This window comes from Polaromonas sp. A23 (assembly GCF_002001015.1).
Classification (GTDB): Bacteria; Pseudomonadota; Gammaproteobacteria; order Burkholderiales; family Burkholderiaceae_C; genus Polaromonas.
Window position 1 is genome coordinate 132774 of sequence record NZ_MUNO01000005.1, and the last position, 21561, is coordinate 154334.

Consider the following 21561-nt stretch of genomic DNA (forward strand, 5'->3'; position numbering starts at 1 on the left):
ATCGAAAAAACATCCATGAGCAAACCAAAAATTCTCGTCGCCCGTGAGATCTTTCCCGAAATGATTACCTATCTGGAGAGGCACTTTGAAGTTGAAGCCAATCAGCAGGACGAGTCCTGGTCGAAATCGCAGCTGATTGAAAAACTTCAAGGCAAGGACGGTGCGTTCACGACGGGAGGGGACCGCATAGACGCCGAGGTGCTGGCTGCCTGCCCCGGGCTGAAAATCTGCGCGAACATGGCGGTGGGCTACAACAACTTTGACTTGGATGCCATGACGGCTGCAGGAGTGCTGGCCACCAATGCACCCGACGTGCTGACGGAAACTACAGCCGACTTCGGCTTTGCCCTGCTCATGGCCACAGCCCGGCGTATCAGCGAGAGCGAGCATTTTCTGCGCGCGGGCAAGTGGACCAAATGGAGCTTTGACATGTTCGCCGGCTCCGACGTCCACGGCAGCACGCTTGGCATTCTGGGGATGGGTCGCATCGGGCAGGGCATTGCAAAGCGCGGCGCGCACGGCTTTGGCATGAAGGTGATCTACCACAACCGCTCGCGGCTCGACGCCGCGCTGGAAGCCGAATGCAAGGCGAGTTACGCCAGCAAGGAAGAGCTGCTGCGAACTGCTGACCATGTGGTGCTGGTCTTGCCGTATTCGCCCGCCTCACACCACACGATTGGTGCCTCAGAGTTGGCTATGATGAAACCGACTGCGACCCTGGTCAACATTGCGCGTGGTGGCATTGTGGACGACGCAGCCCTGGCCGTGGCTCTGCGCGAAAAGCGCATTGCTGCCGCGGGGCTGGATGTGTTCGAGGGAGAGCCCAAAGTCCATCCTGATCTCCTCACCGTTCCCAACGTCGTGCTGACGCCGCACATCGCAAGCGCCACCGTGCCCACACGCTTGGCCATGGCGAAGCTGGCCGCCGACAACCTGATCGGATTCTTCAAGGAAAACAAGCCGCTGACCCCTTTGAATCCAGCGGTACTAGCTACGAAATAAATAGCAGATATGGATTCCCTCCAAGCCTGGCTGGTACTCTCTCTTTTACTCGCCAACCTGCTTTTGCTGGTTTGGCTGCTGCTGCGCAAGCCTGCAAGCGGCCGGGAAGAATTGCTGGCCGGCCTTGCGGCTGGCAACGACAAGCTCGAGAGAGAGTTGCGCCGCGAAATCACCGACAGCGCACGCAGCGGCCGACAGGAGCTCGCCGGCACATTTGCGACCTTTCAGCAAACCCTGGTGCAGCAAAGCGCCGAAGCCATCCGTACGCAGAACACGCAAATCGACGCATTTGCGCAGCAGCTGACCCTGCTGCAGAAAACGCTCTCTGACACTCTTAGCACCCAGCTCCAATCGCTCAGCGAGTCAAACGCCAGACGCATGGTGGAAGTGCGCGAGACACTGGAGCAGCAGCTCGCGCAGCTGCAGCAAACCAACGCGGCCAAGCTCGACGAAATGCGCAAGACCGTGGACGAGAAGTTGCAGACCACGCTCGAAACACGCCTGGGCGAAAGCTTCAAGCAGGTGGCCGACAGGCTCGAGCAGGTGCATAAAGGCTTGGGCGAGATGCAGTCGCTGGCGGTCGGCGTGGGCAGCCTGCAGCGTGTGCTGACCAACGTCAAGACCCGCGGCATGTTCGGCGAGGTGCAGCTCGAAGCCCTGCTCGAGCAGGTGCTGACCGCCGACCAGTACGCCAAGCAGGTCGAAACCAAGCCACGCAGCGGCCAGCGAGTGGATTTTGCGATCCGCTTTCCAGGCCGCGGTGACGACGGATCACCGGTGTGGCTGCCGATTGACGCGAAATTCCCGCGCGATGACTATGAACGCCTGCTGGATGCGCATGAGCGGGTCGATCCCGTGGCCGTTGAAGCGTGCGGCAAGGCATTGGAGGTGCGCATTCGCAGCGAAGCAAAATCGATCGCCGAGAACTATTTAGCTGCGCCGCACACCACCGACTTCGCCATCCTCTTCCTGCCGGTTGAAAGCCTCTACGCCGAGGTGTTGCGTCGGCCCGGCCTGATGGATGCCATTCAGCGCCAGCACCGCGTGACGCTGGCCGGCCCGACGACGCTACTGGCCATGCTCAACAGCTTGCACATGGGTTTCCGTACGCTGGCCCTGGAGCAGCAGGCATCCGAAGTCTGGAAAGTGCTGGGGGCCGTCAAGACAGAGTTCGAGCGCTATGGTGAATGGGTCGCGCGCATCAAGGAGCAGGTGGCCAAGGCCTCCGACACGCTGGACAAGGCCGACACTCGCGCCAAACAGATGCGCCTGGCCCTGCGCAAGGTTGAAGCCCTGCCTGATGCCGAGAGCCAGGTGCTGCTGCCGCCGGTGGCTGACATCGATATGCCGGACGAGTGACGATTTTTGAAGATGCTTCTGATTTGATAGCTGCTTGCGCCCGTGGAATAAGGGCTAGAGCTTGATTTGACTACTATTCATGACACCTGAACTGGCCCGTCTGATTCTGGCCCAGGTTTGCCTTCATGCTTGTATGGCCGGCACCCGCATGGCGGCGCCGCTGCTCGCGCTGCGTGAGGGGTATAGCCCGGCGGCAGTCGGTGTGCTTCTGGCGCTGTTTGCCCTGACGCAGGTTTTTCTCGCACTGCCGGCGGGCCGGTTTGCCGATCGCCATGGCCTCAAACGCCCCATCGGCTACAGCGTCATGGCTGCCATGCTGGGCGCAGGTTTGGCAGTGGCCTTTCCGGTGTTCCCGGTTCTGTGCCTGGCGGCATTGCTGACCGGTGGGGCCACCGGCGCGGCAGTCATTTCCCTGCAGCGTCATGTGGGGCGCGCGGCAGTCGGTGCGTTGCAATTGCGGCGTGTATTCAGCTGGTTGTCGATCGGCCCTGCAGTGTCCAATTTTCTCGGCCCGTTCACCGCGGGCCTGCTGATCGACCACGCGGGCGCTTTGCCCAATAGCACGACCGGTTACCGGGCTGCGTTTTTCCTGATGGCCGTGCTGCCGCTGGCCTGCTGGTTGCTGGTGCGGCCCACCCGCGAGTTGCCGCCTATGCTGGCAGTGCCGGGCAGCGCGCCGCCCAATGCCTGGGGCCTGCTGCGCGAACCCACCTTCCGCCGGCTGATGTTGGTGAACTGGTTCTTGTCTTCCTGCTGGGATGTGCACACCTTCGTGGTGCCGGTGCTGGGCTTCGAAAAAGGTATCAGCGCTTCGGTCATCGGCTCCATCTTGGGCGCATTTGCCGTGGCAGCGGCCGCTATCCGCATGATGATGCCGCTGCTGGCCGCGCACCTGCGCGAGTGGCGTGTGCTGGTGGGGGCGATGCTCGTCACCTCCGCGCTGTTTGCGGTCTATCCATTCATGGGCACGGCGCTTGGCATGGGTGTCTGCTCCGTCCTGCTGGGTTTTGCCTTGGGCACCGTGCAGCCCATGATCATGAGCATGCTGCACCAGATCACGCCAGAAGCACGGCACGGCGAAGCACTGGGCCTTCGCTTGATGGCCATCAACGCGTCAAGCGTGGTGATGCCCATGCTGTTCGGTACCCTCGGCGCCGTGATCGGCATTGCCGGCGTGTTCTGGGCTACAGGGGCGGTCGTGGGTGCTGGCGCACGTGCAGCGTGGCTGCTCAGGGATTAGTGACGCGGGGAGACTTCAATCAAGCAGGGGCCGCGGATCCGGCTTTGCCGGTCCGCAGGCGCAGCGCCCCCAGAGGGGCTGGAGCCTGCGGCTCCAAACCTGCCTGCGCAGGTTTGGACAGGCGACAGAGGCGAAGCGTCTCGCGAGCCGCGGCCTGCAAGGCCTCGGGAGCTACACGTAGTGAGCGACCGTGGAGGCCTTTACCTAGGGCTACAACTGGTAGAACGTCTTGATCGCATCCCAGGCATCCTGGGGATCATCGACATATTGGAACAACTTGAGATCTTCAGGGGATATCGCGCCTTCCTCGATCATCACGTCGAAGTTGATCAGGCGCTTCCAGTAGTCCGAGCCGAACAGGATGATGGGTACCGGCTTGGCCTTGTTCGTCTGTACCAGTGTCATCACCTCGAACAGTTCGTCGAGGGTACCGAACCCGCCCGGAAAAGCCACCAAAGCTTTGGCCCGCATCATGAAATGCATTTTCCGCAGCGCGAAGTAGTGAAACTTGAAGCTCAGCGACGGGGTGACATAGGGGTTGGAGCCTTGTTCGTGGGGCAGGGCAATATTGAGGCCCACTGTGGGTACGCCCATCTCCTGCGCCCCGCGGTTTGCTGCCTCCATGATGCCCGGGCCGCCGCCGGTGCAGACAAAGAGCTGCTCCTGCGCAGGCCTGGGTTTGCTGTAAGCGCCAACCAGGCGTGAAAAGAGGCGAGCCTGATCGTAAAAGCGGGCGTTACGCGCCTGCCGTTCGGCCAATGCCAGGGCCTGCGGATCCCCTGATTCACGGGCCAGCTTCAGGCTTTCCTCTGCCTGCTCCGGTGCCGGAAAGCGGGCGCTGCCAAAAACCACGATGGTGTTTTCTATGCCCTGGGCCTGCTGTTCCATGTCCGGCTTCAACATCTCCAGCTGGAAGCGAATACCGCGGGTCTCGCGGCGCAGTAAAAATTCAGGGTCGGCAAAGGCCAGCCGGTACGCGTTGGCGTCCAGCGGGTTGCCTTTGTCGGCGTGCGACTGCAATTCAGCCCAGGCGTCAGCGAGCCGTCTGCCAGTGTGATCGTCTGTTTGTTCCATAAGCCGTGGTTGAGAGTTTTGGGATGCAAAAAGGCTCCGTCAGGAGCCTTTTTAACGGAATGTCAGATGTGCGGGTCAGACGCGTTTGCGGTATTCGCCGGTACGCGTGTCGATTTCAACAACGTCGCCCTGCGCCACAAAAATCGGCACGCCGATCTCAAAGCCTGTGGCAAGTTTGGCGGGCTTGAGCACCTTGCCGGACGTGTCGCCTTTGACAGCTGGCTCGGTCCAGGTGATTTCGCGGTTGACGCTGGTGGGCAGCTCGACCGAGATGGCCTTGCCGTCGTAAAACACGACTTCGAGTTCCATGCCGTCTTGCAGGTAATTCAGCGAGTCACCCATGTTTTCAGCTTCGACTTCGTACTGGTTGTACTCGGCGTCCATGCAGATGTACATCGGGTCGGCGAAGTAGGAGTAGGTGCAGTCCTTCTTGTCCAGGATGACCTGGTCAATCTTGTCGTCGGCCTTGAACACTTGCTCGGTGTTGAAGTTGGCGATCAGGCTTTTGAGCTTCATGCGCACGGTGGCGGAGTTGCGGCCGCCGCGGCTGTATTCGGTTTTGAGCACGACCATCGGGTCCTTGCCGTGCATGATGACGTTACCAGCGCGTATTTCTTGAGCGATTTTCATAACAGTTTCTAGTAGTGAGTTGGCCGCCCATGCGTCTGGGATGATGCGAGTCCGCGGCGGGAGTGCGGCATGGCCCAAGGGGGCCGTGCAAAGCCCTGTATTTTAGCGTTTTTTTGTCAGCCGCCAGAAATCCTGCTCCCGGGCCAGGCTACGGTGCCTGTTGTTTGCGGGCGGCAGCTCATGCCGGGGCCAGGCGTTTGCGCATGACAAAGTCCAGCAGCTGCGTTGCCAGTTCGGTCTGGTTTTGCAGGCGTTGGCGCGCTGCACGGGTGGAGTCCGACCACAGCAGCAGGTCGGGTGCCGGTAATTCGCCCGGCAGGCTGTTCCACACCTGGTGAAAATGCCGCAGCGTAGGGGGCGCCTCCAGCATGTCCAGGAAGGCTTCCAGCTTGGGCAGGTGGGCCTGATCGGCCTGGGGGTAAATCTGCCAGATGAAGGCCCGGCCAGCCCAGAGTGCGCGTACCACCGAGTCTTCTCCCCGCACAAAGTTGAGGTCGCAGGCCCAGAGCAGATGGTCAAACTCGCTCTGGCTGAGCCAGGGAAGGTATGAAATTGATAGTTGCTGGCGCCCGTCCTGATTTGGCTGGAGCCACTTTTGATCATTGGCAATGGCCCTGACGGCGCTGGTGGCACGGCCTGCCGTCACGAGAAGCCGGACCGGCGCCGAACTTGTGCCGAGCTCCGCCAGATGCTCCAGCAACTGTGCCAGGGCAGGGGGTTCGTAACAGAACAGCGACACCAGCGTTTCTCCCTTCCACGGGATGCCGCAGCCGGCCAGCCAGGCCTCGCGGTCGAAAGCTGCCTGGCGCGCCGGCAGTGCTGCTTCGCGCAGCAAGCCCCCGGTCGCCGGGGTGAACCCGGGGTAGAAGAACCACTTGGTCCAGCCAGCGGCCGGCCCGCGCAGCACCGGTGAAGGCATGGCATGGCAACGCTCCACATACGGCTCTGCGGACAGGTATTCGAGGTTGATCCATACAGGTTTTTGGCCTGTAGCTCCCGTACCTTCTGAGCAGGCAGCTATGAATTCAGGAGCAATCTCGCAGCCGAAAGCCTCCACCAGCACATCACAGGGCGCGGCATCAAGGCGCACGAGGTTCATGCCCAGCGGCTCCAGCCAGGGCAGCACAGTGACATCGTCGCAACCTTCAGGTGCCATCCACTGCAGGGCGGAGTCATCGTCGACCCAGAGCCGCACGCGCTGGCCGCGCGCGGCCAGTTCGGCGCTGAGGCGCCAGCAGACACCGATGTCGCCATGGTTGTCGATGACTTTGCAAAAAATGTCCCATTGCGGGCGATGATCCATCCCGGGATTGTCCACAATACGGCTATCCAGGCATATGCATGACCCACGAATTTGATCCCCAACTGCTCAGCGAAGTCGCGGCGCTGCCGGCCATGCCGGGCGTTTACCGCTATTTCGATGCCGAAGGCGCGGTGCTTTATGTCGGCAAGGCGCGCGACCTGAAGAAGCGCGTATCAAGCTACTTCCAGAAAAACCATGGCGGCACGCGCATCGGCCACATGGTGACCAAGATCGTGCGCATGGAAACCACGGTGGTTCGCTCCGAGGCCGAGGCGCTGCTGCTCGAAAACAACCTGATCAAGACGCTCAACCCGAAGTACAACATCCTGTTCCGGGACGACAAGAGTTATCCCTACCTCAAGCTGGCGTCGCACAGTTTTCCGCGCGTGGCCTATTACCGCGGCTCGGTGGAGAAAAAGCACCGCTACTTCGGGCCTTACCCCAGTGCCTGGGCGGTGAAGGAAACCATTTTGCTGCTGCAAAAGGTCTTTAAGCTGCGCACCTGTGAAGACACGGTGTTCAACAACCGCACGCGGCCCTGCCTGCTGTACCAGATCAAGCGCTGTTCCGCGCCCTGCGTTGGCCATGTGACACCCGAGCAATACGCACTTGATGTGGCGAACGCCGAGCGCTTCCTGCAAGGGCAGGCTGAAGACATCCTGACCGAACTGGAAAAACAGATGCGCGGCCATGCGGAAAAGCTGGAGTTCGAGCAGGCGGCCGAACTGCGCAACCAGATCTCGGCGCTGTCCAAGGTGTTGCACCAGCAGTCCATGGAAACCGGTGGCGACAAGGACGTGGACATCCTGGCGGTGAAGATGCATGGCGGCAAAGCGTGCGTGAACCTGGCGATGGTGCGCGGCGGCCGGCATCTTGGCGACAGAGCGTATTTCCCCACCCATGTCGAGCACGCCGTCGACCTGGCTGCGCTGGACGAAGACAGCACGGAAGGCGGGGAGGGCGTGTTGCCCGGCAAAACCAAAAGCCTGGAAGCCCTGGTGCTGGAAGCCTTTATTGCCCAGCACTATGTCGGTGTGCCGGTGCCGCCCGTGCTGGTCTGCAGCGAGCCAGTCGACAAGGATCTGATAGCCGCGCTGGTCATGCAGACCGGCAACAAGGTCACGGCGATTCACCAGCCGCGCGAGCAGCGCCGCATCTGGCTCGAAATGGCGCAGAAAAATGCCGACCTGCAGCTCGCCCGACTGCTGGCCGAGCAGGGCTCGCAGCAGGCCCGCACCCGTGCGCTGGCCGAGGCGCTGGACTTGTCGATCGACAAGCTCGACGTCTTGCGCATTGAATGTTTTGATATCTCCCACACGGCGGGCGAATCCACCCAGGCTTCGTGCGTTGTGTTCCATGGCCACAAGATGCAGAGCGCCGAATACCGGCGCTACAACATCGAGGGCATCACGCCGGGCGATGACTACGCGGCCATGCGGCAGGTGCTGATGCGCCGCTACAGCAAACTCGCCGAAGCAGCGCGCAACAACACGGCCCGCCTTCCCGATCTGGTGCTGATCGACGGCGGCAAGGGCCAGGTGTCGATGGCGCGCGAGGTGTTCGAGGAACTGGGCCTCGACCTCGGCCTGATTGCCGGTGTGGAAAAAGGCGAGGGCCGCAAGGTAGGGCTCGAGGAACTGGTGTTCGCGGACGGACGCGAAAAGGTTTACCTGGGCCGCGACTCGGCCGCGTTGATGCTGATTGCCCAGATCCGTGACGAAGCCCACCGTTTCGCGATCACCGGCATGCGCGCCCGGCGCGCCAAGGTGCGTGTGGGTGCCAGCCGCCTGGAAGACATCGCCGGCATCGGCCCGAAGCGGCGCGCCAACCTGCTGCAGCGTTTTGGCGGCATACGCGGCGTGAGTTCGGCCAGTGCGGAGGACATTGCCACGGTAGAAGGCATTTCCCGCGAACTGGCGGAGGAAATCTACCGCGCGCTGCACTGAGCCTTGGTGGCGGGGTGAGATGTATTTGCGCCACGGAGCAGCGGGAAAGCAGCGGTAAAGCAACGGTATTTGGGGGCTGCTCCGGGTCGTCCCGGTTGCACCGCCATGGGGCATGTCAAAATCAGCTAATGTTCCTGACCATACCCACCTTGATGACCTGGACCCGCATTGTTGCGATTCCTCTGATCGTGGGCATTTTCTACCTCGACATAACACCGGCCAGCCAGAACCTGATTGCGACCATCATGTTCGTGGTCTTCGCCGCCACCGACTGGCTGGATGGCTTCCTGGCGCGCAGGTTGAACCAGACCTCGTCCTTCGGCGCCTTTCTCGATCCGGTGGCCGACAAGTTCCTGGTCTGCGCCGCTCTGCTGGTGCTGGTGCACTTGCAGCGCACCGATGTGTTTGTGGCGCTCATCATCATCGGGCGCGAGATCGCCATTTCCGCATTGCGTGAATGGATGGCACTGATAGGTGCCACCAAAAGCGTGGCGGTGCACATGCTGGGCAAGGTCAAGACCACCGTGCAGATGGTGGCGATTCCCTTCCTGCTGTTCGACGGCATCCTGTTCGGCATCGTCAATACCAACGTCTGGGGCACCTGGCTGATCTGGCTGTCTGCCATCCTGACAGTCTGGTCCATGGCCTATTACCTTAAAAAAGCCATTCCTGAAATCCGCGCGCGGGCTAAATGACCGCGCCTGCGTCCCCCGGCGCCCTGATCAGGGCGATGCCCGCCGTGTTTGTGCTGATCTGGAGCACCGGTTTTATCGTTGCCAAATACGGCTTGCCTTATGCGCCGCCTTTGAGCTTTCTGGCCATCCGTTATGCGCTGTCGCTGGCTTGCTTCCTGGTCTGGATTGCCATCGCGCGTGTGGCCTGGCCGCGCAGCGGGGCGCTGTGGCTGCACCTGGGTGTCACCGGCATCCTGATTCATGCAGGCTACCTCGGCGGTGTCTGGTCGGCCATCAAGGGCGGCATGGGCTCGGGCCTGACGGCATTGATCGTTGGCCTGCAGCCCGTGCTGACGGCTGTCTGGGTTTCACGCATGGGCGATAGCAGTCAGAGCGACAACCGCGTCAGCGCGCGCCAGTGGCTGGGCCTGGCGCTCGGGTTGGCTGGATTGCTGTTGGTGGTGTCGCGCAAATTTGGCGCGGGCAATGAGGCCACCCCCGTTACCCTGGCTTTTGCGGTGTTTGCCCTGCTCAGCATCACCGTTGGTACCCTGTACCAGAAGCGCTTTGTCGCGCAGACCGATGTGCGCAGTGCCAACGCCATCCAGCTGGGTGCCGCCTTGCTGGTGAGCTTGCCGTTCGCCTGGATGGAAACCGAGCCGGTGGTGCCGACGGCAGAGTTCGTGGGGGCGCTGGCGTGGTCGGTGCTGGCGCTCACGCTGGGCGGCAGCTCACTGCTCTACATGCTGATCCAGCGCGGTGCTGCGACCGCCGTGACCAGCCTGCTCTACCTGGTGCCGCCCACCACCGCGCTGATGGCCTGGCTGTTGTTCGGTGAAGCTATCACGGTGGTGACGGTGCTGGGAACGGCGTTGACGGCCCTGGGTGTCTGGCTGGTGGTGCGCAACGGGGCCAGGGCTGCCTGAAGCGCGGTGTTTTGCCCTCAGGCGGGGGCGCGCCAGGGCTCATGCCTGAATTTTTCTGCGAGGCAATCAATCAGCAGGCGCACCCGCTTCGGTGTTTGCGACCGATAGGGCGCCAGCCACTGGATGTCGGCATCCAGCATGGCGTATTCAGGCAGCAATCGCACCAGCTTGCCGGAATCGAGCTGAGGTTGCACGTCCCACAGGCTTCTGAGCATCACGCCGCGCCCCTGCAAACACCAGTCGCGCACCAGTTCGCCCGAGTTGGAAGACAGTGTTCCCTGCACGCGAACACGCTGGTCGGAAAGGGTATCTGTAGCACTTGAGGCTTTTCTGCGCGTGCCGCGCATCGTCTGCAGGTGCCAGGTGTCAAACTGGCGCTCGTTTTCGCGTGCAATCAGGCAGTTGTGTTGCGCCAGCTCCGCGGGCGTGGCCGGTTTGCCGTGTTTGCGCACATAGGCGGGTGCCGCCACCACCACCCGCTGGTTGCTGGCCAGCTTGCGCGCCGTCCACTCGGCGGCGCGCTGTGGCCGGGGTGACCAGAGCCACACGGCGCCGTCAAAACCTTCCGCAGACAGATCCGGCAACTGTTCATAAAGCTGCAGCTGAATCTGGATGGCAGGATGCCTGGCCTGAAACTCCGCCAGCACCGGACCCAGCCAGATGCGGCCGAAGCCGAAAGTGGCCGCCAGGCGAATCAATCCCGAAGCTTCCGATTTGCGTTCCTGCAGCGACTGCTCCAGCGCATCGAACTGGGCCAGCATGGCCCGTGCACGCTCGCACAGCAACTCACCTTCCAGAGTGGCAGCCACCCGCCGCGTTGTGCGCTGAAACAGCAGCAGGCCAAGTTCGGCCTCCAACTGTGCCAGGCGTTTGGTCACGGCGGAAGGCGCCATCTGAAGTGCGTCCGCTGTCGCCACCAGACTGCCATGCTGTTGAATCGCGACCACCAGGGCCAGGTCTGCACGTTCCATAATTTCCAATTTCAGAATAATCAATTCGATGATTATTTCTTGATTCGGCAGAGATTGGCAATCACAATCGCTGCATGTTTGAAGCTTTCGAGACTTTCGAAGCCGGCCGCGGGGCAGTTTTTCTGCATGGCCGCAAGGGCGGGCAGGGTGCACCGCTGCTGCTGTTGCATGGCCACCCACAAACCCATGCGATGTGGCATGCGGTGGCGCCCGAACTGGCCAGGCACTTCACGGTGGTCATGATGGATTTGCGCGGTTATGGTGATTCCGGCCGCCCGCCTGCAGACGCCGGCCACCTGGCTTATTCGAAACGTGAGATGGCCATGGACGCGTTGGCTGTGATGCAGCACCATGGCTTCGATACTTTTCAGGTGCTGGCACACGACCGCGGTGCACGGGTCGCGCACCGGCTGGCGGCCGATCATCCTGCCGCTGTCCAACGGTTGATGTTGCTGGACATTGCCCCCACGCTGGCCATGTACGAAAACACCTCGGAGGCTTTTGCCCGCGCCTACTGGCACTGGTTCTTTTTGATTCAGCCGCCGCCGCTGCCCGAAGCACTGATTGAGTCCGACCCAGTGCGCTATCTGCGCAGTGTGATGGGCAAGCGCCATGCGGGTCTTGACGCTTTTATACCGGCTGCGCTGGCTGAGTACGAGCGTTGTGTCCGGATTCTCGGGACGGCCGTGAGCATCTGTGAAGACTACCGGGCCTCGGCAACGGTCGATCTGCTGCATGACCGCACCGACGTGGCAGAAGGACGGCAGCTGACGCAGCCTCTGCGTGTGCTCTGGGGCGAACATGGCGCCGTCGGCCAGTGTTTTGATGTGCTGGATTTGTGGCGCGCGCGTGCCATGGATGTGTCAGGCCTGTGTCTGCCCTGCGGACACTATGTTGCGGAAGAAGCGCCGTCGCTGCTGCTGGCGCAAGCCCTTGATTTTTTCAAACCCTCAACCCAAGGAAAACAGACATGAGCAAGAGCACCGGCAAAAAGAGAATTGCGGTCATCGCCGGCGATGGCATCGGCAAGGAAGTGATGCCCGAAGGCATCCGCGTGATGGAAGCGGCCGCTTCGAAATTCGGCATTGACCTGCAGTTTGACCATTTCGATTTTTCGAGCTGGGACTACTACGAGAAACACGGCCAGATGATGCCGGACAACTGGAAGGACCAGATCGGCGGACATGACGCGATTTATTTCGGCGCCGTGGGTTGGCCCGACAAAATTGCGGACCATGTGTCGCTATGGGGTTCGCTACTGCTCTTCCGCCGCGAGTTCGACCAGTACATCAACCTGCGGCCGGCCCGCCTGATGCCCGGCATCATTGCGCCGGTTGTGCGGCGCGATGGCTCGGCGCGCGAAGCCGGTGAGATCGATTTTTACATCGTGCGCGAAAACACCGAAGGCGAATACTCCAGCATCGGCGGCAGGGCCTTCCCGGGAACGGAGCGTGAATTTGTACTGCAGGAATCAGTTTTCACACGCATCGGTGTGGACCGGGTTCTCAAGTTTGCATTTGAGCTGGCCCAGTCGCGTCCAAAAAAACACCTGACCAGCGCGACCAAGTCCAACGGTATTTCCCTCTCCATGCCTTACTGGGATGAACGCGTGGTGGAGATGGCAAAAGGATATCCCGGCCTGAAGCTCGACAAATTTCACATCGACATCCTGACCGCGCACTTTGTCCAGCGCCCCGACTTTTTCGATGTGGTCGTTGCCAGCAATCTGTTCGGCGACATTCTCAGCGATCTCGGCCCGGCCTGCACCGGCACCATCGGCATTGCGCCAAGTGCCAATCTGAATCCTGATCGCAAGTTCCCTTCGCTGTTCGAGCCCGTGCATGGTTCGGCGCCCGATATTGCAGGACGTAATATCGCCAACCCCATCGGGCAGATCTGGTGCGGCGCGATGATGCTGGAATTTTTGGGACATAAAAATGCGCACGATGCGGTTCTCGCGGCCATAGAAAAAGTACTGGCTCCCAAAAGTGGTGCGCCCAGAACGCCCGACCTGGGCGGCACTGCGAGCACGACCGATGTAGGCAAAGCCATTGCTGCGGCACTGGGTTGAAACGGTTTGTCCAGCATGTGACGGGTGTGGCTGAAATGCAGGGTGTGCTTACGAATATGGCGGGAAAGCGTGAAAAAAAGGGCTAGAATCCGCCACCGCACGTTGTAAAAATCTGATGTTGTATTGACACGATGGGAGTCCATGGCTCTAATTGGAATCAGCAGACGATCTGCACATGCCGCCTCCTGCTGCCATCTTTTGACAGATGCCCGGGGAGATATTTCAAGAGACAACCAGATTAACTCATTACCAACGAGGGGCTCCTTGTGAACAAGACTGAACTGATCGAGCACATTGCCAAAAACGCTGATATTTCCAAAGCTGCCGCAACGCGCGCACTGGAGTCAACCATCGCTGCTGTCAAAACAACCCTGAAAAAAGGAGGCTCTGTGTCTCTGGTGGGTTTTGGAACTTTTGCAGTGGGCAAACGTGCTGCCCGCACAGGCCGCAACCCGCGTACCGGCGATGCGATTAAAATCAAGGCAGCCAAAGTGCCCAAGTTCCGTCCAGGCAAAGCGCTCAAGGACGCACTGAACTGAAACACATGAAGTAAAAGTTGAGGTGGGGTGCTTAGCTCAGTTGGTAGAGCAGCGCCCTTACACGGCGTAGGTCGGCGGTTCGAGCCCGTCAGCACCCACCACCGACTGGACAAAAAGGCGAACAGATGTTCGCCTTTTTCATTGATGGCTTAACGTAAATGGCCGATTGACAGCCGCACAGGAAATTCGAGATGTTTGATTTCATTCGCAAGCACACCAAGGTCACGATGGCATTGCTGTTTTTGCTGATTGTTCCGTCCTTTGTTTTGGTCGGTATGAACAGCAGCGGTCGCTCAGAAGCAAATGGCGGAGTCGTTGCGGTTGTCGACGGCAAGGACATTACGCAGCCGGAATGGGATGCGGCGCATCAGAACGAGGTTAACCGCCTCAGGGCTTCCATGCCGACGCTGGATATCAAACTGCTGGACTCGCCCGAAGCCCGTTACGGCACGCTGGAGCGCCTTGTTCGCGACCGGGTGTTGGCAGCAGCGGCCGCAAAGGGAGGTCTCGTTGTGGCCGACCAGAAATTGCAAAGGCTGTATGCCGAAGACAAGGCCATCGCCGCTTTCAGATTGCCGGACGGAAAGTTTGACCGGGCAGGTTTTATTGCCCAGACTGGCATGTTGCCTGAGCAATACGAAGCACGTTTGCGCGCAGACCTTGCCACCCGCCAGGTCATGGTTGGTGTTGCAGGTACTGGCTTCGCTTCGAAGGCTGTAGCCGATGTTTCGCTTAACGCCTTTTTCGAAAAGCGTGAAATCCAGGTGGCCCGTTTCAATGCCACTGACTATGCCTCTCGGGTCAACCTGAGCGATGCGCAGCTGGAGCAGTTTTACAAGGACAACCAAGCGCTGTTCCAGGCGCCGGAAGAAGCCAGTGTTGAGTATGTGGTGCTTGATCTGGATTCCGTGAAGAAAACCATCACGGTCAATGAACAGGATCTGAAGACTTATTACGAACAGAATGCGCAGCAACTGGCAGGTACTGAAGAGCGGCGCGCCAGCCACATCCTGATCGAGGCGCCGGCTTCTGCACCTGCTGCAGATCGCGAAAAAGCCAAGGAAAAGGCGCAACAGCTGCTCGCCGCGGTGAAAAAAGAGCCTAATTCGTTTGCAGATCTGGCCCGAAAAAATTCGCAGGACACCGGCTCTGCCCCTGCAGGGGGTGACCTGAATTTCTTTGCTCGCAATGCCATGGTCAAGCCTTTTGCGGATGCCGTTTTTGCAATGAAGAAGGGCGACGTGAGCGATGTTGTGGAATCCGAGTTCGGTTATCACGTCATCAAACTGACGGACATCAAGGCGCCGAAACAGAAAAGCTACGAAGAGATGAAGCCCGGTCTTGAGGCCGAAGTGAAGCAGCAGCTTGCGCAGAAAAAATTTGCGGAAACAGCCGAAACTTTCAGTAACGCGGTGTACGAGCAGTCTGACAGCCTCCGCCCTATCGCGGACCGCTTGAAGCTGGAAGTCAAAACAGCAGCAAAGCTGACGCGTGTACCCGCGGCGGGAGCCACCGGCGTGTTGGCCAACCCGAAATTTCTCAATGCCCTGTTTTCTCCCGATGCGATCGAGAAGAAGCGCAATACCGAGGCATTGGAAGCCGGACCCAGTGTCCTTGTATCGGGCCGAATCACCCAATACACGGCCGCAAGGACGCTGCCGTTGGCTGAAATCCGGGACCGGGTGCGTGCTGCCCTGCAGCTGCAACTCGGCGCCGAAATGGCCCGCAAGGAAGGCGCCGAAAAACTCGCCGCATGGAAAGCCAGCCCGGCGACGGCTGCAATGCCGGCGGCGGTCCTTATTTCACGCGATCAGACGCAGAAGCTGCCCACGTCCATCGTTGGCGCTACTTTGAGCGCAGACGCATCGGCGCTGCCCGTGCTGCTGGGTGTGGATCTCGGCACGCAGGGCTATGCCATTGTCAAAGTCCTCAAGGTATTGGCGCGACCTGAACAAGCGCCAGCCCTTGCCCTGCAGGAGCAGGGGCAGTACACCGAATGGTGGACTTCCGCGGAAAGCCTGGCCTATTTCAATGTTTTGAAAGAGCGTTTCAAGGCAGACATCAAGGTGACGCGTCCCGTCGCGGCGAAAGCCGGCGCATAAAGCGGCATGAGCCTGCAACAAGGCAGGCGGTTACCGGTATAATTCGACGCTTCGGTGGCTGTAGCTCAGTTGGTAGAGTCCAGGATTGTGATTCCTGTTGTCGTGGGTTCGAGCCCCATCAGCCACCCCAAATAACATCTCAAGCCCGGCTTTCAACCCGGGCTTTTTTGTGCCCGGATTGAAAGCAATGCTTGTGCGCTTGCAAAAGCGGCGTAGTAATCGTAGTAATGTCGTGCCGCGGTGGATGTGCCGAATCCTGGCGAAGGTTCGAGATCAGCGGCCGAGGGCTTTTGCCGCAGCATCTCCAAACGCGGGAAACAGATCCGGCGGCAGCCCTCACACTTGAATCGCCGGACAGGATGTCTATTGACTCTGGACGACCCGAAAAATTACGCAAGCTGCGAGCACCGCCCCACTGTCAGGAGAAGAACCCCACGGCAGCGGGGCGCGATCTCGGGGAATGTGGACGACTCAGTGGCCCAAGGGGGCGAGGTTGGAAGTCCGCCAGTACTCGCGTATTTCTTCCAGCCTGGATTCAAACTCTTCGAGTTCCAGGGGTTTGGAGATATAGCTGTTGAGCCCCCCTTTAAGGGCGAGTATGACGTCAGACTGTTCGTTGGCGCAGGTCAGCATGACAACAGGCACGAAGAAGGTGCGGGAGTCCTCACGCATGCGTCGCAAGACTTCCAGGCCATTTATTTTGGGAAGTCCCAGGTCCAGCAGGACCAGTTCGGGCTGTTCATCCGGATTGCGATCGCAATAAGGGCCTTGGCAAAACAGGTAATCCAGGGCTTCCAGGCCATCACGGGCGACCACGATGTGGTGAGGCACTTCGTTTTGCTCCAAAGTGGCCAAGGTCAATTCAAGGTGGTCCGGATTGTCTTCCACGACAAGCATGGTTGAGGCGTTCATACTTTCCCCTTGGTAAGAAAATTCAATATACGCCTAAAGCACTCCATGTAACTAAATGTGTTGATTCGATTGTTGTGCGAAATTACCATTGCTGCAGCGCATAAATGGGTACTGCTCAGTTCACCATCACCAGTTTGCCCTTGACGCCACGTGAGCCCATGTGGGCGTAGGCCGCCTTGAGGTCGGCCATGGGCATGGTGCGGTCGATGACGGGCTTGATCTTGCCCTGTGCATACCACTGCGCCAGTTCGGCCATGGCTGCGGCGCTGGCTTTGGGTTCATTTTTGGCGAAACCTCCCCAGAACACGCCAACGATGGAGGCGCCTTTGAGCAGTGTCAGATTCAGTGGCAGCGAGGGGATGGGCCCCGACGCAAAGCCCACCACCAGGTAACGGCCGCGCCAGGCGATGGAGCGAAAGGCCGGTTCGGCGAAGTCGCCGCCTACGGGGTCATAAATCACGTCCGGCCCCTTGCCGCCGGTGAGTGCCTTGATGGCTTCGCGCAGGTTCTCTGTGCTGTAGTTGATGGTGGAATCGGCGCCAATGGATTTGCACAGGGCGCATTTTTCGTCGGTGGACGCGGCTGCAATCACTGTGGCACCCATGGCCTTGGCGATCTGGATGGCGGAGGTACCGACACCACCTGCCGCGCCCAGTACCAGCACCGTCTCGCCGGCCTTGAGCTGCGCGCGGTCCACCAGCGCATGGTGCGACGTGGCGTAGATCATGATGAAGGCTGCAGCGTCAACATAAGGAAACCCGTCAGGCAGGGGCATGCAAAGGGCCGCGGGTGCAATGGTGTGAGTCCCAAAGCCGCCGGTTCCCGAGAGGCAGGCCACGTTCTGGCCGACCTTCAGATGCTTGACACCTTCTCCGACGGCCTGGACCACGCCGGCGTATTCGGAGCCGGGCACAAAGGGCAATGGCGGCTTGATCTGGTATTTGTTCTGGACGATCAGCAGGTCGGGGAAGTTCAGGCTGGCGGCTTTGATCTCGATCAGCACTTCACCAGCAGCGGGTTGGGGCGTGGGCAGCTCTTTCCATTGCAGGGCATCAACGCCGGTGGGGTTTTCGCAAAGCCAGGCATGCATAAGGGGTCTCCGTTATTGGTTGTCGCGGCGCAAACTGCAATCATTTTTCCGACGAGCCGCCCCTAGGAAAAATAGCTCCCTCGGGGGGCAGAGCATTACACGAAGTGAAAAACGTGGGGGTAATGAATGATAGGGAGGTTGCGCTCGAAAACGGCGTCGTTTGTCACCCTAGAGACCTGAGGAAGCGCTGAACAAGTCCCCTGCGGCGCGCGATCAGCCGGGCTCGGGCGATCTGCTGCGTTGAATTTCTTGCCAATAGCCAGCTATTGGCTGTGACATTCGCCTTGCATCCCATCCCGATCCGGCTGCCGCACATCCGCAAGGACTTATTCAGCGCTTCCCTAAAGCCCTAAAATCAATCCATGAAAATCCTGATCTGCAACGACGACGGTTACCAAGCCTCCGGCATCATCGCCCTCTACGAAGCACTCAAGGACATTGCAGACGTTGAAGTGGTCGCTCCAGAGCAGAACAACAGCGCGAAATCGAATGCGCTGACCCTGCATTCGCCGATGTATGTGCAGACGGCCGCCAACGGTTTTCGCTACATCAACGGCACACCGGCCGACTGCGTGCATATTGCGCTCACCGGCCTGCTGGGTTACCGGCCCGATCTGGTGGTTTCCGGCATCAACAACGGCGCCAACATGGGCGACGACACGATTTACTCCGGCACCGTAGGGGCCGCCATGGAGGGTTACCTGTTCGGCATCCCTTCGATTGCCTTTTCACAAACCGAAAAAGGTTGGGCTCATATCGACGTCGCCGGCCGGCGCGCGCGTGATCTGGTGCAGCAACTCATGCCTTCGCTCGAAAAGATTGCCGAAGGTGCGCAACCCACTGTGGCGCCCTGGCTGCTCAATGTGAACATTCCCAACCTGCCCGATGAACAGATCCAGGGCTTCAAGGTTTGCCGGCTGGGTCGGCGCCATGCTGCGGAGCGCGTGATCACGCAGACCAGCCCGCGCGGCGAGACCATGTACTGGATAGGTGGTGCCGGCCCGGCCAAGGAAGAGGGCGAGGGCACCGATTTTTTTGCCACTCGGCAGCGCTTCATCTCCATCACGCCGTTGCAGGTGGACCTCACAGACCATGAGCGCCTGCCCTACTGGGCCCAGATGGCCGCCAAATTGACGCAGAGCGTTCACCAGGTACCGGGGCAGAACGCGGTGCAGGCGGCATGAAGCCTCCGGTGAAGCCGCCTTTCAGTTCTTCCGCCAAGCCGGTTTCGCCTGTGGCCGCCAAACGGCCCGGTTTCCCGGTTCGTCTGGAACCCGATGCGGGCACGCCATCCGCTACAAAAAAGGTAGCTGGTCGCGCCCATCCGGAAAGGGCTACAGGCATTATTGACTCCAAAAAACAGGTCAAAGCCGTGGTTCCCGGCGGCGTCGGACTGGATTCAAAAGCGGTTCGTGCGCGCATGGTGCAAAAGCTTGCAGCGCAGGGAATTTCGGATGCGCAGGTGCTTGCCGCCATGGGGCATGTCGAACGCCATCGCTTCGTTGATACCGCGCTGGTCAACCAGGCCTACGAAGACACCAGCCTGCCTATCGGGCTGGGGCAGACGATTTCAAAACCCAATGTGGTGGCCCGCATGCTTGAGTTGCTGCGCCAGGGCGCTGCGGGTTCTGGCGGCAAGCTCGGCCGTGTGCTGGAAATCGGTACCGGTTGCGGCTACCAGGCGGCAGTGCTCAGCGAGCTCGCCCGTGAGGTCTACAGCATCGAGCGACTGCGCGGCCTGCACGAGAAGGCACGTGAGAACCTGCGCGTCTTCCGGCTGGCCAACGTGCACCTGCTGTTTGGTGACGGCATGGCGGGTTATGCCAAGGGGGCGCCTTATGCGGCCATCGTGGCTGCCGCGGGCGGCGAGGCCATTCCGCCGGCCTGGGTCGAGCAACTGGCTGTCGGCGGGCGCCTGGTGGCGCCCATGCATGTGGCTGGAGGCGCCCAGGCGCTGGTGGTACTGGACAAGACGCCACAGGGTGTTACACAGACTGTTTTGGAGGCTGTTCACTTTGTACCTTTAAAATCGGGAACCAGCTGAACCACCGTGAACCCAAAGCATTCATGGCGCCGACGGCGCAGCTGAATTTCCACATTGACACGCAGCAGTTGTAAAAGGTGAATCAAGCAATGAATGAACAAGCAGGGTTAGCCATGGCAGCCTCTCTCTCTTCGGCCTATCAATCGCGTCGCCCTCAAAAGCGGGCGGGCCGTCTGCTCATGTCTTGCCTGCTGGCTACTTCCGTTTTGCTGCTGGCAGCCTGCGGAACCCGCAGCGGTGGCCGTGCGCCGGTGGAAGATCGTGGGGCCGGCATGGGGCGTCCCGCGCCGGCGGTTGTTGACCCCAAGTTGCTGCCCGGCTATGAAAACGCAGGCAAGCCAGGTTATTACACGGTCAAGCCCGGGGACACATTGATCCGCATTGGCCTGGACACAGGCCAGAACTGGCGCGACATCGGGCGCTGGAGCAATCTTGAAAACCCGAACCTGATTGAAGTAGGCCAGGTGCTGCGTGTGGCGCCGCCGGTCGAAACCTCCGTCGCCGTGGCCCGGCCCGTGACCTCTGGCTCGGCCACGCCCGCAGCCACCGGCCCGGCTTCCGCTTCCAGCGCACCAACCCAGTCTGCCAGCGCTGCCAAACCAGCGGCTTCTGCACCCGCCGCGGGCTCAGGCAGTGACGAAGAGGTCGCGTGGATCTGGCCGGCGCAAGGCCCGGTGCTGGCCGGCTTTGACGAGGCAAAAAACAAAGGCATGGATATCGCTGGCAAGGCCGGCGATCCCATCATGGCTTCGGCCGACGGCCGCGTGGTCTACGCCGGCGCCGGCCTGCGCGGCTATGGCAACCTGATCATCCTCAAGCACAACAACACTTTCCTGACGGCCTATGCGCACAACCAGACGCTGCTGGTCAAGGAAGACCAGTCGGTGCGCAAGGGCCAGAAAATTGCAGAGATGGGCGCCAGCGACGCTGACCGTGTGAAGCTGCACTTTGAAATCCGCCGCCAGGGCAAGCCGGTAGATCCGTCAAAGTTTCTTCCTGCCAAGTAAGCTGACATCCGTGGTGATGTCCAAGGGGGAGCCTGCTGCGCATGGCTCCCTTTTTGTTGCCCGCTTCTGAAGGGGAGCCTCGCAAGGCGAATTGCGCTGGGCCAGCTGGCGCTCGACGAAGCGCATTGCGATGAATACCTCCAAACTTGGGCTTAACCCCGTTCTTATGTGCCAAATAGGCCTGCAGCCCTTGTTTTAAGGACGCAAGCAGCTATCAAGTTGGTAGCGCATCCTGTCCGGACGGGATGTTGTCGTAGCCACCATCGTTGAACTCCAGCAGGTCGATGCCGTGGCCAAAAGGGTCCGCCAGGCCGGCAATGCGGCCCCAGACCCGATCGGTGACGGGTTGCTCGAGTATCGCGCCGTGCTGTAGCAGCCGCTTGACGGCCGCATCGATGTCGCTGACAACGAAGTCCAGGTGCACCGGCGTCCAGTGGCGCCGGAAGCTGCGCGTGTCGGGCTGGTCGGGCAGCGGGGCGCTGCCTTCGGCCTGCAGCAGCAGGTCGATCGGACTGCCGGCGCCCAGCAGCTCGACAAACCCGCTCTGGAAACGCCGGCCGCAGTGAAGGCCGAGCCCTTCGGTGTAGAACGCGACGGCGCGGTCCATGTCGTTCACGTCAATGCAGATACGCAGTTCCATGGCTTTGTTTTTCCTGCTGGTTGAACCTGCC

General features: G+C 60.4%; 20 protein-coding genes and 2 tRNA genes. 15 read left to right on the plus strand and 7 right to left on the minus strand.

Annotated features, from left to right (window positions below):
- Positions 1–15 precede the first annotated feature (15 nt).
- The 3 genes from B0B52_RS02100 (at position 16) to B0B52_RS02110 (ending at position 3601) form a co-directional block, all read left to right on the plus strand.
- Entirely contained in the window at positions 16–1002 is a 987-nt protein-coding gene (locus B0B52_RS02100) for a D-glycerate dehydrogenase (protein ID WP_077591951.1), read from the plus strand.
- 9 nt (positions 1003–1011) lie between these two features.
- Positions 1012–2361: a DNA recombination protein RmuC gene (locus B0B52_RS02105; protein WP_077591952.1), complete on the plus strand. Its 1350-nt coding sequence runs from the start codon at positions 1012–1014 to the stop codon at positions 2359–2361.
- A 79-nt stretch (positions 2362–2440) separates the two neighbouring features.
- Positions 2441–3601: an MFS transporter gene (locus B0B52_RS02110; protein WP_077591953.1), complete on the plus strand. Its 1161-nt coding sequence runs from the start codon at positions 2441–2443 to the stop codon at positions 3599–3601.
- 210 nt (positions 3602–3811) lie between these two features.
- Here B0B52_RS02110 and B0B52_RS02115 read toward each other — a convergent pair whose 3' ends face one another.
- From B0B52_RS02115 to earP, 3 genes are all read right to left on the minus strand, one after another.
- Positions 3812–4675, minus strand: coding sequence for a TIGR00730 family Rossman fold protein (locus B0B52_RS02115; protein WP_077591954.1), 864 nt, complete (start codon positions 4673–4675; stop codon positions 3812–3814).
- A gap of 75 nt (positions 4676–4750) precedes the next feature.
- A complete protein-coding gene (gene efp, locus B0B52_RS02120) occupies positions 4751–5305 on the minus strand; it encodes an elongation factor P (protein ID WP_077591955.1) in 555 nt (184 codons plus the stop codon).
- Between the two features lie 178 nt (positions 5306–5483).
- Positions 5484–6608, minus strand: a complete 1125-nt coding sequence (gene earP, locus B0B52_RS02125; RefSeq protein WP_077591956.1) for an elongation factor P maturation arginine rhamnosyltransferase EarP — start codon at positions 6606–6608, stop codon at positions 5484–5486.
- A gap of 38 nt (positions 6609–6646) precedes the next feature.
- On the opposite strand from earP, the gene uvrC reads away from it, so the two are divergent.
- The 3 genes from uvrC (at position 6647) to B0B52_RS02140 (ending at position 10154) form a co-directional block, all read left to right on the plus strand.
- Positions 6647–8554: an excinuclease ABC subunit UvrC gene (gene uvrC / locus B0B52_RS02130; RefSeq protein ID WP_077591957.1), complete on the plus strand. Its 1908-nt coding sequence runs from the start codon at positions 6647–6649 to the stop codon at positions 8552–8554.
- Positions 8555–8682: 128 nt separating this feature from the next.
- Positions 8683–9249, plus strand: coding sequence for a CDP-diacylglycerol--glycerol-3-phosphate 3-phosphatidyltransferase (gene pgsA / locus B0B52_RS02135; protein WP_077591958.1), 567 nt, complete (start codon positions 8683–8685; stop codon positions 9247–9249).
- Positions 9246–10154, plus strand: a complete 909-nt coding sequence (locus tag B0B52_RS02140; RefSeq protein ID WP_077591959.1) for a DMT family transporter — start codon at positions 9246–9248, stop codon at positions 10152–10154. Before pgsA ends, B0B52_RS02140 begins: the two co-directional genes overlap by 4 nt.
- 17 nt (positions 10155–10171) lie before the next feature.
- Here B0B52_RS02140 and B0B52_RS02145 read toward each other — a convergent pair whose 3' ends face one another.
- On the minus strand, positions 10172–11125 hold the full coding sequence (locus B0B52_RS02145) for a LysR family transcriptional regulator (RefSeq protein ID WP_077591960.1): 954 nt from the start codon (positions 11123–11125) through the stop codon (positions 10172–10174).
- A gap of 74 nt (positions 11126–11199) precedes the next feature.
- Here B0B52_RS02145 and B0B52_RS02150 point away from each other — a divergent pair, with 74 nt between their 5' ends.
- From B0B52_RS02150 to B0B52_RS02175, 6 genes are all read left to right on the plus strand, one after another.
- Positions 11200–12099, plus strand: coding sequence for an alpha/beta fold hydrolase (locus tag B0B52_RS02150; protein WP_077591961.1), 900 nt, complete (start codon positions 11200–11202; stop codon positions 12097–12099).
- Positions 12096–13196: a tartrate dehydrogenase gene (locus B0B52_RS02155; protein ID WP_077591962.1), complete on the plus strand. Its 1101-nt coding sequence runs from the start codon at positions 12096–12098 to the stop codon at positions 13194–13196. The genes B0B52_RS02150 and B0B52_RS02155 overlap by 4 nt, the downstream gene beginning before the upstream one ends.
- Before the next feature lie 266 nt (positions 13197–13462).
- Positions 13463–13735 carry an HU family DNA-binding protein gene (locus B0B52_RS02160; protein WP_077591963.1) on the plus strand — a complete coding sequence of 91 codons (273 nt, stop codon included), beginning with the start codon at positions 13463–13465 and terminating at the stop codon, positions 13733–13735.
- Between the two features lie 25 nt (positions 13736–13760).
- Positions 13761–13836 (plus strand) — tRNA-Val (locus B0B52_RS02165).
- 90 nt (positions 13837–13926) lie between these two features.
- Positions 13927–15837, plus strand: coding sequence for a SurA N-terminal domain-containing protein (locus tag B0B52_RS02170; protein WP_077591964.1), 1911 nt, complete (start codon positions 13927–13929; stop codon positions 15835–15837).
- A gap of 54 nt (positions 15838–15891) precedes the next feature.
- Positions 15892–15967: transfer RNA gene (locus B0B52_RS02175), tRNA-His, on the plus strand.
- Between the two features lie 341 nt (positions 15968–16308).
- Here the strand turns inward: B0B52_RS02175 and B0B52_RS02180 are convergent.
- Together B0B52_RS02180 and B0B52_RS02185 are read right to left on the minus strand one after the other, a co-directional pair.
- Complete coding sequence (locus B0B52_RS02180; RefSeq protein ID WP_077591965.1) at positions 16309–16749, minus strand: response regulator; 441 nt, start codon at positions 16747–16749, stop codon at positions 16309–16311.
- Between the two features lie 115 nt (positions 16750–16864).
- Positions 16865–17839: an NADPH:quinone oxidoreductase family protein gene (locus tag B0B52_RS02185; protein ID WP_077591966.1), complete on the minus strand. Its 975-nt coding sequence runs from the start codon at positions 17837–17839 to the stop codon at positions 16865–16867.
- A 362-nt stretch (positions 17840–18201) separates the two neighbouring features.
- Between B0B52_RS02185 and surE the strand changes: the two genes are divergently transcribed.
- From surE to B0B52_RS02200, 3 genes are all read left to right on the plus strand, one after another.
- Complete coding sequence (gene surE / locus B0B52_RS02190; RefSeq protein WP_077591967.1) at positions 18202–19023, plus strand: 5'/3'-nucleotidase SurE; 822 nt, start codon at positions 18202–18204, stop codon at positions 19021–19023.
- On the plus strand, positions 19020–19883 hold the full coding sequence (locus tag B0B52_RS02195; protein ID WP_174575462.1) for a protein-L-isoaspartate(D-aspartate) O-methyltransferase: 864 nt from the start codon (positions 19020–19022) through the stop codon (positions 19881–19883). Before surE ends, B0B52_RS02195 begins: the two co-directional genes overlap by 4 nt.
- 179 nt (positions 19884–20062) lie before the next feature.
- Positions 20063–20890 (plus strand): peptidoglycan DD-metalloendopeptidase family protein, encoded by an 828-nt coding sequence (locus tag B0B52_RS02200; protein WP_139351786.1) that lies wholly within the window; start codon positions 20063–20065, stop codon positions 20888–20890.
- Positions 20891–21104: 214 nt separating this feature from the next.
- Here B0B52_RS02200 and B0B52_RS02205 read toward each other — a convergent pair whose 3' ends face one another.
- On the minus strand, positions 21105–21530 hold the full coding sequence (locus B0B52_RS02205; RefSeq protein ID WP_077591968.1) for a VOC family protein: 426 nt from the start codon (positions 21528–21530) through the stop codon (positions 21105–21107).
- Positions 21531–21561: the final 31 nt, after the last annotated feature.